Origin of the sequence: Paenibacillus baekrokdamisoli, assembly GCF_003945345.1 — a bacterium.
GTDB lineage: Bacteria > Bacillota > Bacilli > Paenibacillales > Paenibacillaceae > Paenibacillus_Z > Paenibacillus_Z baekrokdamisoli.
The window spans coordinates 7,029,065-7,043,245 of sequence record NZ_AP019308.1; the positions used below are offsets into that span (position 1 = coordinate 7,029,065).

Annotated in this window: 11 protein-coding genes; 4 read left to right on the plus strand and 7 right to left on the minus strand. The window is 46.5% G+C overall.

Going from position 1 to position 14,181, the window contains the following annotated elements; translation table 11 throughout:
• Nucleotides 1-309 precede the first annotated feature (309 nt).
• The 3 genes from fumC (at nt 310) to EKN16_RS31095 (ending at nt 3,814) form a co-directional block, all read left to right on the plus strand.
• Entirely contained in the window at nt 310-1,698 is a 1,389-nt protein-coding gene (fumC, locus tag EKN16_RS31085; protein ID WP_125665402.1) for a class II fumarate hydratase, read from the plus strand.
• A 248-nt stretch (nt 1,699-1,946) separates the two neighbouring features.
• Nucleotides 1,947-2,915, plus strand: coding sequence for an aldolase catalytic domain-containing protein (locus EKN16_RS31090; protein WP_125665404.1), 969 nt, complete (start codon nt 1,947-1,949; stop codon nt 2,913-2,915).
• A 293-nt stretch (nt 2,916-3,208) separates the two neighbouring features.
• On the plus strand, nt 3,209-3,814 hold the full coding sequence (locus tag EKN16_RS31095) for a hypothetical protein (protein WP_125665406.1): 606 nt from the start codon (nt 3,209-3,211) through the stop codon (nt 3,812-3,814).
• A 169-nt stretch (nt 3,815-3,983) separates the two neighbouring features.
• Here the strand turns inward: EKN16_RS31095 and EKN16_RS31100 are convergent, their stop codons facing one another.
• Nucleotides 3,984-6,923, minus strand: coding sequence for an MMPL family transporter (locus EKN16_RS31100; protein WP_164523066.1), 2,940 nt, complete (start codon nt 6,921-6,923; stop codon nt 3,984-3,986).
• A 314-nt stretch (nt 6,924-7,237) separates the two neighbouring features.
• On the opposite strand from EKN16_RS31100, the gene EKN16_RS31105 reads away from it, so the two are divergent.
• Entirely contained in the window at nt 7,238-7,828 is a 591-nt protein-coding gene (locus EKN16_RS31105; protein WP_125665410.1) for a TetR/AcrR family transcriptional regulator, read from the plus strand.
• 344 nt (nt 7,829-8,172) lie between these two features.
• On the opposite strand, the gene EKN16_RS31110 is transcribed toward EKN16_RS31105, so the two are convergent.
• The 6 genes from EKN16_RS31110 to EKN16_RS31135 are packed head-to-tail and all read right to left on the minus strand — an operon-like array spanning nt 8,173 to nt 14,053.
• Entirely contained in the window at nt 8,173-8,577 is a 405-nt protein-coding gene (locus EKN16_RS31110) for a hypothetical protein (protein WP_232016115.1), read from the minus strand.
• Nucleotides 8,578-8,620: 43 nt separating this feature from the next.
• A complete protein-coding gene (locus tag EKN16_RS31115; protein WP_125665412.1) occupies nt 8,621-9,520 on the minus strand; it encodes an ATP-binding cassette domain-containing protein in 900 nt (299 codons plus the stop codon).
• 17 nt (nt 9,521-9,537) lie between these two features.
• A complete protein-coding gene (locus tag EKN16_RS31120; RefSeq protein ID WP_125665414.1) occupies nt 9,538-10,356 on the minus strand; it encodes a hypothetical protein in 819 nt (272 codons plus the stop codon).
• On the minus strand, nt 10,337-10,954 hold the full coding sequence (locus tag EKN16_RS31125; RefSeq protein ID WP_232016116.1) for an RNA polymerase sigma factor: 618 nt from the start codon (nt 10,952-10,954) through the stop codon (nt 10,337-10,339). The genes EKN16_RS31120 and EKN16_RS31125 overlap by 20 nt, the downstream gene beginning before the upstream one ends.
• Nucleotides 10,917-13,292: an ABC transporter permease gene (locus EKN16_RS31130; RefSeq protein WP_164523067.1), complete on the minus strand. Its 2,376-nt coding sequence runs from the start codon at nt 13,290-13,292 to the stop codon at nt 10,917-10,919. Before EKN16_RS31130 ends, EKN16_RS31125 begins: the two co-directional genes overlap by 38 nt.
• Nucleotides 13,178-14,053, minus strand: coding sequence for an ATP-binding cassette domain-containing protein (locus EKN16_RS31135; RefSeq protein ID WP_125665420.1), 876 nt, complete (start codon nt 14,051-14,053; stop codon nt 13,178-13,180). The genes EKN16_RS31130 and EKN16_RS31135 overlap by 115 nt, the downstream gene beginning before the upstream one ends.
• Nucleotides 14,054-14,181 lie beyond the last annotated feature (128 nt).

Here is a 14,181-nt window from a genome sequence, read left to right on the forward strand (position 1 = left end):
AAACAACAAAGGGCAGTGCCCTCAAGTGAATTCGCTGGATTCATTACTTGAGGGCGCTGCCCTTTTGACATTTAACCAAACGCCGTATTGCCACCTGTTTCTCACCTACTTATCCTGATTCTTCAGCGATCCCGGATAATCATCTTTGCTCCAAGGCATAAATTCGCCCTCTTACGTACAAGGTAGATTTAGTTCTTTTTAGATGCATTAGTTGTGGTTTAAACCATTATCGTTACATAAAGTCGGATTTGACGTTATAGGTAAGTAGAAGGGATGCTGTATCTTATTTAGTGAAGGGAAAGGTGACGTATGACGGAATACCGGATTGAGAAGGATTCAATGGGAGAAATAGAGGTTGAGGTTGATCGGCTGTGGGGTGCACAAACGCAGAGAAGCTTGCAGAATTTCAGAATTGGTACGGAAAAAATGCCTTCCGAGCTCATCACGGCATTTGCTTATTTGAAAAAAGCGGCTGCTCTGGTTAATGAAAATATCGGCAAGCTGGACGCCCACAAAGCACAAGCTATCGCGGAAGCGGCAGATGAAGTTATTGCCGGACGCTGGAACGATCAATTTCCGCTTGCGGTATGGCAAACCGGCAGCGGCACGCAGTCCAATATGAACGTGAATGAAGTTATTGCCCGCAGAGCAGGGCAATTGCTTCAGGCTAGAAGCGGCGGAGATCCCATCCCTTCTATTCATCCTAATGATGATGTGAACCGCTCGCAAAGCTCGAACGATACATTTCCGACCGCCATGCATGTCGCCGCACTCATCGCTATGGAAGAGAAGATGCTCCCGGCAATTGCTCAGTTGAAACAAACGCTGCAGCGCAAGAGTGAGGAGTTCGCCGATGTGATCAAGATTGGACGTACCCATCTGCAGGATGCGACACCGCTAACGCTTGGTCAAGAAATCAGCGGCTGGGTTCGTATGCTGGAAAAAGGTGAGAGGAATATCAAGAGTTCCAGTGAAGAGCTTCGTGAGCTGGCAATTGGCGGAACAGCAGTGGGTACGGGACTGAACGCACCGAAGGGGTTTGGCGATCATGTTGCGGCAGCGATTAGCAAGCTTACTGGCAAGCGATATACGAGCGCTCCTAACAAATTCCATGCGCTGACGAGTCACGACGAAATTGTTTTTGTCCATGGAGCAATCAAAGCATTAGCAGCAGATCTAATGAAGATTGCCAATGATGTTCGCTGGCTTGCAAGCGGCCCAAGATGCGGAATAGGGGAAATTCGTATTCCGGAGAATGAACCGGGAAGCTCTATTATGCCAGGCAAAGTAAACCCTACACAGTGCGAAGCACTGACAATGGTCGTTTGTCAGGTGTTGGGCAATGATGCGGCGATTGGATTCGCGGCTAGTCAGGGTAATTTCGAGTTGAATGTATTCAAACCGATTATTATTAACAGTTTCCTACAGTCTGTGAGATTACTGGCCGATTCGATCCACTCCTTCGAGGAACATTGTGCGAGGGGGATTGAAGCTAACCGCGAAGCGATTGGCCGCCATCTGAGTGAATCGCTTATGTTGGTTACAGCACTTAATCCGCATATAGGTTACGAGAACGCAGCCTCCATCGCAAAGACAGCGCATAAGGAAGGACTTACCCTGCGCGAAGCGGCCATTCGCAGTGGACACATTACGGCGGAGAAATTTGATGAAGTCGTTCGAGCGGAAGAGATGATTTAACTTTAGCCATGCTAATTAACGCCGCCGCTGTGATTTTAACTGCTTAATAATTTGTAGTTTAGCCGCATTACTTTATGCAAAGAGGAAGTAGAGAATATCGGCGTTTGACGAGGGCAAAAAATAGACAAAATGATTTTCACAAAGCTGACAAGGTATGGCTAAATCCGACAAATTAGCTTTGCGTTAAAGGGCATTTTCAAGTATCATGGATAGAAAAGACAAGCTTTAACTAAAGGAGCTATACACGCATGAATACGAAAAAAACGAATCATGGCAAAATTGTAGACTGTACGATACGCGACGGCGGACTCGTTAACAACTGGGACTTCAGTGTTGAGTTCGTTCAACATTTGTATAACACTTTGAATGAAGCTGGCGTCGATTATATGGAGATTGGATACAAGAATTCTCCGAAACTGCTTAAAGGTGCCGAGTCAGCGGGCCCATGGCGTTTCCTGGACGACGATTTCCTTCGTAAAGTCATTCCGCAGAAGCTGAACACGAAGCTATCTGCACTGGTTGATATCGGTCGTGTAGACGAGAATGATATTTTGCCGCGCGAAGATAGCATGATCGATCTAATCCGCGTTGCATGTTACGTACAAGATGTGGAAAAAGCGCTTCATCTTGTTCAAGTATTCCATGACCGTGGCTACGAAACAACGATAAACATTATGGCTCTTTCTAACGTCATGGAGAATCAACTGCTTGAAGCATTCGAGCTGATCAATGAAAGTGTCGTGGATGTAGTTTATGTCGTTGACTCCTACGGCAGCTTGGACCCGAATGATTTCAACTATCTGGTTGCCAAATTCCAAAAGTACCTGCCTAACAAGACACTTGGTGTCCATACCCATAACAACATGCAGCTGGCATTTGCCAATACATTGATTTCTGCGGAGAAAGGCGTCGAGTTCCTAGATGCTTCCGTTTATGGCATGGGACGTGCAGCTGGTAATTGCCCGACTGAATTACTTGTAGCTCATCTCAAGAACGCCAAATATAATGTTCGTCCTTTACTGGATATGATCGAGAAATATATGATCCCTCTTCGCGAGAAAGAAGAGTGGGGCTATATTATCCCTTACATGATTACAGGTATGCTTGATGAGCATCCACGCTCAGCAATGGCGCTTCGTGAATCCGACGATAAAGATAAATCCGTTGATTTCTACGATAAGCTGACAACACCTGAGGTTCTGCATAACAAGAAGTAGTTTACAGCAGAAGCTTGGAATAATAGATAAGCAAACAAACCCTTTACTGGCTTCCATGCCGGCAAAGGGTTTGTTCTGTAAACACAATAATACCCTATCAGTCCGTTGGAATGGATGATGGGGGTATTCGCATTTATCAAGCACTTATTTTAGTGTTGAGCCTAAAAATGCAAGGGGAATTAAGCATTGTCACGTTGTGGAAAAGCGGTTAAATTTAAATAACACCTTGGAGCTGAATGTTTAGGTCCCTACTGTATAATCCTCTTGTTTATTACATTAAGGAGTGAAATTGAATGAATAATCAGCTTAAGTGGAATGAGATTATTACGAAATTGCAAAATCGCAGTCCATTACAACCGTTATCACCAGTAAGGGTATGGGATCAAGCGATAGACGAAGATATTGCAGCACTTGCTTTGCCTGAAGGTGAAGCGCTCACCCCCGAGTCTAAAGAAGTCATTGCACTAAAAGCGGGTCTTCACCTATGGAATGATAGTTTGGATCTATCACATTCCTATTCGCAGCAGATTGAAGATGATGCTACAGGCTGCTATTGGCATGCGATCATGCACCGAATGGAGCATGATTACTCAAATGCTAATTATTGGTTTCATTGTGCTGGATCTCATCCGGTCAAGGGTAAGCTTCAAGCAAAAGTGGCCGACTGGCTTCAGCACGGAGTTATACTCGTAGAGCTTCCGGAAAGCCGTATTCGTGAGACGCTTGTAGATATGAAACGTCAGAGTGTTTGGAATCCGAATGCCTTAACTGATATCATCCAGCTGCAAGAGAGTGGCAAGGCATCGGAGGAAACACGTGCAGCACTCGAGTATATCCAGCATCTCGAAGTAACGGAGCTGTTCGCTCACACACTCAGCGCAGTAGAAGCAATCCGCTAAATGGTGCTGGAATAAAACAAGACAGGCGCCAATAAAAGCGGACTGTCTTGTTTTAAAATATCAGAAAGTATAAGTTTTCTCCATACTTTGCTTATATTTCGGGGGGAAGAAACTTGCTTCGCCGCCAAGGACGGCGTTAGCCGTTTCTTCTTGTTATTTTCTAAAATCGTTATCGAATATCAATAGGATTCTTGGTGTTATTTGGATGTTTATGATTGGAGCTGGTTGGAATATCCCGATTATCCTGTGTTTGCTTGGCTTCACGTTTATGGAAGGGCCACCAGTTTGCCTCGCCTATTAAGTTGGCTAATGCTGGGACAACGAGTCCCATGAATACGGTGGAGTAAAGAACAAGACCAATGACGATGCCTGCTCCAATCTGAAGCAGTGTATTTACGCCTGAGAGCATGAGAGCTGCAAACGTACCTCCCATAATAACAGCAGCTGAAATGATAACACCGCCAGTCGTGGACATGGCCTTCGACATAGCATAGGAAATACCTCCAGGTCGGTATTCTTCCTTGAAACGAGCCATTAAGAAGATACTATAATCAACCCCAAGTGCAACGATGATCAGGAAGACGAAGAAAGAAGCGCTCCAAGATAGGCCGGGTTTGCCCGCGAGTTTGACGAAGATAAACTCGACAATTCCCATCGTCACCAAGTAGTTGAAGCCCAATGATAACAAGACATACAGCGGTGCAAGAAATGAGCGAAGCAAAATCATCAGGACGATGAAGATACCGATAAGCACGAGCGAACCCGTCCTTACAAAGTCACTTCTAGAAATGTCTTTAATCTCTTCGATCTGTGCGCTTCTTCCACTAACATAGATGCTGGGGGTTGTGATAGCTGAGCCGTCTAAGCTATGCTTGAGCACAGTCCGCAGCTGATCAACCGTTACGAGCGCTTTCGGTGAATAAGGATTGACCGAGAGCACGACATCGATCTTCGCTGTTTTGCCGTCTTTGGATATATAATAGTTGAGCGCCTGCTGCAGCTCTGGACGTTCAAGCGCAACCTTTGGCAAGTTCCAGCCTGGGATTTGACTATCGCCAATCACTGCCTCTGCTTCTTTTACCGAAGTGAGTCCAGTGGAGATATCCCCGAGTCCCCTCGCACCATCTTGTAGGCCGCTAGTAAGCTTACTCAGGCCGCTGCCTAATTTCTCCGTACCAGCAGCTGCTTGCGATTGACCTTCTGCTAATTGTCCTAGTCCGCCTGCGACCTTGGCAACGGAAGGATTAATCTGCATAAAGCCCTGCGTTACCTTCGAAGCCCCGTTCATAAGACCGGTCAAACCGCCAGTCAGACCTTGCTGCTTCACGAGCAATCGCTTCATCGTCGCATCATCCTTCAGCTCGGGATGTGCCCTGAGAAGCTGCTGCAGATCAGCAGCCATAGAGGCGGATAACTGTGAGCTTTGCTTGAGTCCGCCAGCAATTTGCTTCGCGCCTGTTGAAGCGGCTTGAAGACCTTTATAAATTTGGTTCAAACCGTTCTGGGCATCCGTTGTTTTGGTAGACATCGTATGCAAACCGTCGGTTAGCTTATTAATGTCGGCTTGACCCTTCACAATCGAATCGCCTGCGGAGGATAAACCACCCGAAATTTTATCGATCCCATCCTTCATCTGACTGAGTGCATCGGATGTCTTCGTTAGCTGGTTCGTTACTGTAAGATCTGCTAATTGCTCACCCAGCGGTCTTACGGCACTTCTTACTTCACTGACACCTTCAATCTTCGCTAAGCTAGCACTTGCGCTTTCCATTACGGCCAAAGCTTCTGGGGTTCGCATGGATGCAGAAGAAGTAAGTGCAATGGATACTGGGAATACCTCGCCTGAGCCAAAAGCATGCTCGACCTGACGGAAGCCTTGAACCGAGCCAAAGCTCGGGTTGATCTCCGAGAGATCATCGAATGAGCGTTTACCATGAAACAGCAGGGTGAGTGGAGCAAGTAAAATAACGACAACGAGAAGTACAGCTACGGGTCTGCGTGCAGCTAGTGATGCCATACCGCGCCATAGCTTCGATTCTCCATGTCCTTGACCGCTCTTGACCTTGGAAGGCCAGAAGGTCGCCTGCCCGAAGATCATAAGCAGGGCGGGTGTAAGCGTTAGACCTGCAATTAATGTAACCGCTACACCGATGGAGACGCCAACGGCAGATTGGTATAAGCCGAATTGCGCAAATCCAATTAAGAAAAAGGCTACGAAAACTGTACTTGCCGAGAAGACTACCGTCTTGCCAACAGTACGCATAGTACGAATGAGTGCTTCAACCTTATCGCCATCGGCACTGAGCTCTTCGCGGAATCGCTGAATCAACAAGATGCAATAGTCAGTTCCGGCCCCGAACAAGACAGCGATGAGGAAGGATTCCGTGAAAGAGGAAACGGTCATGCCGTATTCAGTTGCCAGAGCGACGAGTCCTCGTGTCAGAAGCAAGGACACGCCAATCGTAATCAGGGGAATGAAAGGCGCGATAGGGGAACGGAAGACAATAAGAAGGATAATGAGTACGAGTCCGACGGTAAGAAGCTCGGTCTTTGCTAATCCTTTCTCAGAGCTTTCTTGAAAGTCCTTGCTAATTGGTGCGCTGCCGGTAAGTGCTACCTTGCTGCCAGCAGGTGCGCCTTTGATATCGTCCTCTAGTCTATCGACTGCTTCGCGCGTCTTTGTATCATTATCTGCACGCTCGAACCCGACAATGACCATCTCTGTTGTCGCATCTTTGCTCTGGAACTTCGAGGCTAGCTCAGGCGTTCCGAAGGCCGACTGGACAGATTTGACTCCGTCCTTTCCCGTGCGAGCTGTTATTTCACTTACTTTATTCTTTAGCCATTCACGATCGTGATCCGTCATTCCTGAATCACGAGAATAAACAATGATGGCGCTCGACTTGGTAGTCGTCTCCGGGTCAATCTTCTCCATCATCTGTTTAGCAACGACAGATTCAGAGCTTGCCGGAATAAATTTCTGTTCGGTTTGTCTTACAATCGCCTGGAGATCAGGCAAACCAAACATCGCTGCGACTGCTATGGCAATCCAAGCAACGAGTACAACCCACTTCAAGCGGGCTAGGCCGCGGATAAAGCGTTCAGTCATCGGTGGTTCCTCCTCATTCGACATTTTCATAATGATGATCTGTAAATCATGCATAGCTATGAATCCCTACGAATAGTTATAGCTGATCCAGAAGGTAAAAGTCAATTAATTTTGTACCATTGGTCATAATTATATTTATTAATAAGTGATGTAATATATGAGGGTTTATGTACAAGTTTGTTCGGTAATATGTAGAACGTTATAAAATATGGACCAGTGGTCATATTATATTTACGTACCTGCTATCCATATGCTACAATGTAGAGAATACAACAGGTTCGGATAAAAGAAACACCGGCGAAGGGAGCAAACGAATGAAGCGCGAGCTGAAGAAGGAACAGACACGATTACGAATCAAAGAAGCCGCACTCTCTTTGTTTTCCGAGCAGGGTTATGAGACGACTACTATCGAGCAAATTGCTAAGGCCTCGGGCGTGGCAAAAGGAACCTTTTTTAATTATTTTGTATCCAAGGATAAACTTGTATGTGAACTGCAGGGAGTATTCGTGATGAACGAAATTATGAATCTGAAGGACAAGCCGGGACCGCTTATTCCGAGAGTGCAGATGGTGGTCTTCTTGCTTGCTAAGCAGTTACCACTGAATAAATCAATGACGCGTGCCCTTTTTCAAGCTATATTCGGCAGTGGGCCTGCGCTTGATGCACATAACCGAATGAAAAGTGAGATGACGGATGTTCTCGTTCCCCTTATCAAGCAAGGGCAGGAGAGCGGGGAGCTGCGCAAGGATATGCCGGCAGAGATGATTGCCCAGCTTGCACTGCAAACCTACTTCGGGGCTTTGATCGTATGGTCGATGGAAGATAAGGAAGAGCCGATTATGGATCAGCTGGCACTGACGTTCGACTTGTTCTTTAAAGGGATTGTTGTAAAGCAGCATGATTAAGCGAGTCCATATTATGGCATGCAAAAACAGCCTTTATTCTCAGAAAGCTAAGGAGAATAAGGCTGTTCTATTGTTGTAAGAAGAATTTGGATTCGTTAAAAGGTTCTAACCATAATCAGTTGTTGCCAACACGAATAAACAAAAGCGAAGCGGACGGAATCGTTCTGAAGAAGCGATAGCGTTCGCCTTTGTCTCCTTATTTCTACCCCTAAGGGATAGAATCAAGAAATAGGGAGACAACAGCGATCGTAAGAATGATCCGTCCGCGCAGCGGGCTTCTACGCACCGAGCTTCAACGCACCATGCTTCGCATTTACCAAGCACTTATTTTAGTGTTGAGCCCGTTAAAAGCCTATTAGTTCACCATCTCCACGTATGGCAGCAGCATGATGCATGACGTTCGGATGGAAATAGCCGATGGCATCGAACGCTTGACCGCTAACGGTCAGACCAGCCATATCAACACGAATATCTTCGCTTTCATTGAACATATGCAGTAAAGTCGTTTGCTTTATGCCGTCCACATCGATATACCATAGTCTAAAGCCCGCATCCGTTACAACGACGAGCTGGGCGGTTACAAATTCAAGTCTTGTAGTGACACCGTTATAGGTGATTGATAATTGCTCTAGCAAATAAGTATCCAAGCTTAGTGTCCCTCCATCTTTTGCCAAAACCGAATCAAGCTCCCTATCGACAATAAGCCTGTCTGTTTCGATTGTAAGGTCGGATGAACGATTTTGCAACAAGTGACCCACGTGACTAAGACCTTAACAGTATTCGTCCGTTTGGTTAAGAAGATCGATTCTTAACAAGATTCATACTGGCATTTAGCAGGGATCGCTGACTTCTGCAGCGAATGAAATAGGCATCCTCCAGCGAGGTTATTTGTTTAATGAAATGTCCCTCAGGCGGTTCGCTCCCCAGATATCGGACCACGAATTCTCGTTCATCCTCTCTAACATGCAGAACATGAGCGGGATCCAATTGAAAGTAATGCGCCGCATTAACCCGGCCTTCCCATACGGATAGCGGAAGATCTGCGGACCACTCGGTTACTGTACCATAGAAAAGCGTTTTTCCATCGTCCAGCCAGAGCACGCGATCGGCCCAAGCCTCCCACTCATTAAGCTCATGTGTGGATATTACAATCGTCCGGTTACGAGCATTCGTGGCGACGTATTTAATAAACTGCAGCCGTTCCAAGGAATCGAGCGCATTCAAGGGCTCATCGAGAAAGAGATAGGCAGGTGTACCAATCCACGCCTGTGCGAGCGCGATTCGCTGACGAATACCCTGCGCCAGCGATTTGATTTTGTGTGTCTTATAGAGTGTAAGGTTAAAGTCAGCCATTAATTGATCTAACTGAGACGGGTCTGAAACCCCCTTAAGCTCTGCCAAATAATGCAGCAGCTTGGTGGTTCTCATTTCCTCATAGAGTTCGATTCCAGTGGGCACAAATCCGATCGATGAGCGAATAACGGCCAAATCACGAGCGGTCGTCATTCCGTTGTATAAAATGTCGCCTTCCATCGGGAATTGAGCCGTGGCCATAAGCTTAAGTAAGGATGATTTGCCAGCACCGTTACGGCCCACAAGTAAGGTAATCCCCGATTTGATAGTCAACCTTGGAATAAATAGCCTGAAATCGGAGCCTGACGATCGCCAAATCACCCGTTGAAGCTCCAGCATCGTTAGTTCCTCCTCGTTTACGGCAGCAAGCGTCTTCCAAAGCTCTTTTTATAGGCTAGCGACAGCAGAAGGATGCCTGCAATTAGGGCAGATAGATACATCGCTGTTGCATTTCCTGTATTACTGAGCTCATTTGTGGGAAGAACTCGCTGTTCGACTCCATTCCAGAACAGCCATAACAAGGCGGAGCAGGCAAAAGCGGCTTTAAACCCTTTCCACATCAGTATATAAGCGGTTACTCCACTAACCAGCAGCATAAGAGATAGCCACTGCAGAACGAAAGGAAGCAGTGGGAAGGAGCGAACCTCGATATTCATGTAGATGGAGCCTAATAATCCGAATACGAGGTTAAGTCCGATCACAATCATCGTTCGAACGATAAGCAGCAGTGCCGGCGGGTAGGGAGTAATGCTCTCAATCATTCGCATCTCCTTATTCCACGAGCGGAAGCTGTAGGCTAAGGAAGCAAGGAGCAAAGCAGGCAATACAAAAGTAAAGGTCTGAGCAACCGAAATATAGGATACATATTCATTCGTTGGCAGCATCAGCATCAGCATGCCGAAAACCATCAGGCTCGCTACCCAATATACTCTGGAGTAGGAGGAGAGCTGCGAATGCATCAGTCGGAACAAGGACGGACGTTTGCTTGGAAGCGTTTGTCTAAGCGAGAAACGTTCTTCATCGCTGGCTTCCTTGAGCCCATCAAATGCAGGCTGAAGTGCTTTTATGAGCATGGCCGTGCCGTGAGAGGTTATCGGATGGGTCATAATTTGCGACAGCGGCTGACGCAGCTCCTGCTCAAGCTGGTTAATCTCTTTATCGTGGGGAACGCTCATTCCGTCTGCCTCCTTTAGTAGTATCAAGCTCCGCTTGCTCTGGACGAAGTCTTGATTTAAGCTTTCGAAGTCCATTGTAGAGATGCGTTTTAACTGAGCCCAGAGGTAGACTGACAATATCAGCTATATCCTGAAGCTTCAAGTCCTGATAAAAGCGAAGCTTAATGATTTCACGCTGTACCTCGGGAAGGGATTCAAGCGATTCATGGATCTCCTTGCGTGTTTCCTGACGTTCAGCCAAATCCACGACCGAAGGGCTGGTATCTCTCTGCTCCGGCGGTTCGGCAAATGGAAATTTATCCGTTCGGAACTGAGCGCTCTTCCAGTAATCGCGGCACATATTGAGGGAAACTCGATACAGCCACGCTTGAACATTATCTGGAGGACGTTTATCTCGAAGCTGTTTAATTAGCCGGAGAAACGTTTCTTGAACAAAATCCTCCGCTTTTCCGCTGTCATGCAGCTGTCGCTGCATAAACCCAGACAGCGGGGCGTGATAGCGGTGAATAAGTGCCTCGAAGCATGCTTGATCGCCTGCTGCCATCCCTTGTAGCAATTCTTCATCGCTCATCTTTGCCATCACCTGCCTTTTCTTCATTCCATACGTCGATCCAATCCTTCCATGTGATAACTGGATACAAGTAGGGGACCTGCTTCGCTAGCTCATCATTGGAATAAGTACGATTCTGAGTATTATCTTGAATAAACAATCCTTTGTCCAAAAAGTGAAGCAGTACACGTTTCACAAAATCACCCTGTCCGTTAACAAAAGCAGCATTGATCATCTTCTGCATTGATATGGCCACTGGGGCAGCTTCATTAGGCAGCGGTACCAAGTAAGTAGGTTCAGATGCAGCATATTGTTCCGTTAACGGCAAGTTAATAATCGCCGAGCGGATTTCTTGAACCATAGAGTACTTCTCGAAGGGATCATCATAGTCATCCCATTCATTAACATGCTCGAAAATGTTAACCGTATCTCCGAACAATAGCTTTCCAAGAACAAACTGAGAACGATTCGTGATGCTCTGATATTTGCCTGCGTTTACAAATAAGGTATCTCCTGAAGTATATAGACCATAAGGACTTCGTCTCATTAATCCGGAAATTTGCTCGTTTATCGACATATAGGTAATCTTGCTGATTCCAGTCAACGGTTTCTTGGTCCATGCTTCATAGTATAGTCGTTTCTGGTGGAGTTCCTTCAGAAATGTTTCACTTTCTTGCACGTTTCCCGCTGTTGTAAGAATTGCAATCGGCTCATCGGCATGTGTGAGCTTTTTTATTTGACTATATCCGAGGAGCGTAGGTGCCTGCGCTCCCTCTTCCTTGAAATGACGTGTCTCAGGTGTATCATCTGGAGCGGCGGCTATAGTAGCGAATAATGACCCGTCAAATCCATGCAGAGTCAAATCAAAATCAGCCCTTAAATATTTGATGATATCGAGTCGCTCCGTTAAGGTTTCCTTATCCATAAGCAAATGATCTCCACCAGGAAGTGGAAACCATCCTGTGTAATCTGGAAGGAAGACGGAGCTGTCTTGAACAAAAGCAGCGAATGCCTCCGAGTTGCCGGCTAGCTTCCATTCCTTGATTACACCGCTATAAACGAACTCAATGTTGTGCATTTCGGTCTTCTTTGAAAGTAAGCTTTGTGCAAATGAGATGAGATCACCCTGACGCTGCCACGGGACTGCTTGACCATCGATAAGAAGTGAATGTACTTGGAGCATGGGATCGAGCAGGAAAGAAACATGACCGCCAATATGTGATTTCACTTGGTGAATATTGGGTGCAGAAGGAATTAACTGACCATCTTGCGTTGGAAGGACATAAGTTGCTTTCATCCGAAGCATGTTGCCCTCTTCCCTTGTCATATCCAGCTTCATGCTCTTAATCTGAAAAGCATACGGCTCATTGGGAACTGCTTCATTCCGTTCTGGAGCGGAAGCCTCAAGAACATGGAGCTCCTGAAATCGATCGAACCACAGTTTACCATAAGGAGCATAAGCAGCTGCGGATATCAGCAAAGTAACCCACATGACGAAAAGCGGTCTTTTCGGATGGAGTACAGGTCTTATCCGAGCAAGCAAGGCGTTGGAGGCTGCTAATATAAATAAACCGAACGCGGCGGCGAATATATACATCAATCCGTATTCTTCTCTTAGAAGCGGAGCAGTCCAACCTTCGTTGCCCGAGTTATTAATGTTATATAACAGATGGTTCAGACTAAATGCTTTAAGTGGATAGAGACTATAGCTTCTTACAAGCAATCCAGGCAAAAACAATGTACCGAACACCCAGCCGCAGAAGGCAATTGGCAGGGAAAATCGCAGCGGCATTAGTGCACCGATGACGATCCCAAGCGCCGCCGATACCGCAAAGGAGCATCCGTAGAGAGCCGAATAATAGATAACGGAGCTGCAGATGGCGGACCATGGTAGTCCTTGATGCCATGCAAAAAGAATATAAACCATCTCAATGGCTAACGTGAACAAGCTTGCATATAGGAAGGCAGCCATCCACTTGCTTGCAATAATTATAGTGTTTGTAATAGGCAGCCCAAGCATCCATTCATAAGAAGCATTCATTGCATCGCGTCGTATAAGCAATACCCCAAGCAAAATAGGAATAGCAGGCAGCAGGATCATGAATGTCGAATGTGCATCTGCGGCATAAAAATTAATGTCCGTTGAGGATGAATGCAAACTATTCAAGCATTGCAGCAGCATCCAACCACCGGCTATCAGTGGGAGGAGAAACGGCCAGCGCATTTTGTTCATAAGACGCAGCTCTAATGTAAGCTGTAGGAGCAAGGATCTCATCGTTTCGTTCCGATTGTCAGGCTGCTTATGAGTGCCAAATAACCATCCTCCATTGTAGGAACCACTGCTGCTGCATAAGGAGTGGGAGGCAGGTCGGCTATTGTTCGACATCGTATCCCATCCGCTGTTCGACGAGCCGTGAGCAGCTGCTCTTGAGCGATGGCTCGCCATTCATGCTCAGAGGCTTCCCATTCCCACAATTTACCTGAGGCATATTCTGCCAATCCTTCTAGTTTTCCATTATAATGAAGCTTACCGGCACCAAGTACGATAACATCTCTGCAGCTCATATCCACATCACTCAAAACGTGGGTAGAGAATAGTACAACGCTCGATTGGGCTAATTCAACAAGAACATTACGCAGCCGAATGCGTTCCTCAGGATCAAGGCCAGCCGTTGGTTCATCGACGATGATGATTTGAGGGCTGCCCACAAGCGCTTGTGCAATACCTAGTCGTTTCACCATCCCGGTGGAGTAACTGCGTGCAGGGAGATCTGCTTTTGATTCAAGTTGAACAGCACGAAGAAGTCGTTCTGCTTCGGCTTCTCTTTCTCGTTTCGTGCCGATGTTTTTGAGTCGTGCAACGTGAAGAAGCCATTGTCTGGCAGTCAATTGCGGGAACATTTGAAACGTCTGCGGCACGTAACCTATCTGCTGCCTGACTTGATTACCGCTTCTAACGGAGGAGCCATGGAGCATCGCATCCCCGGTTGTTGGTACAAGCAGGCCCGCGAATAGGCGCATCAAGGTCGATTTGCCTGCTCCATTTGGTCCAAGCAGACCATGCATGCCTCGATCAAGCGTAAGCGAAATTGGTTCCAGTGCCCATGTATGTTTATATTTTTTCCCTAAATTGTTCGCGGTTAACATAGAAAGTTATCCTCCTGTTGAAATGACGAATAGATTATGGGAAAAGTTTGAGAAAACCTATATAAATAGGCTGGACAAGATGCTTTGAATGGTACAAACTAGTAATGATTAGGTCAATCGGGATTAAT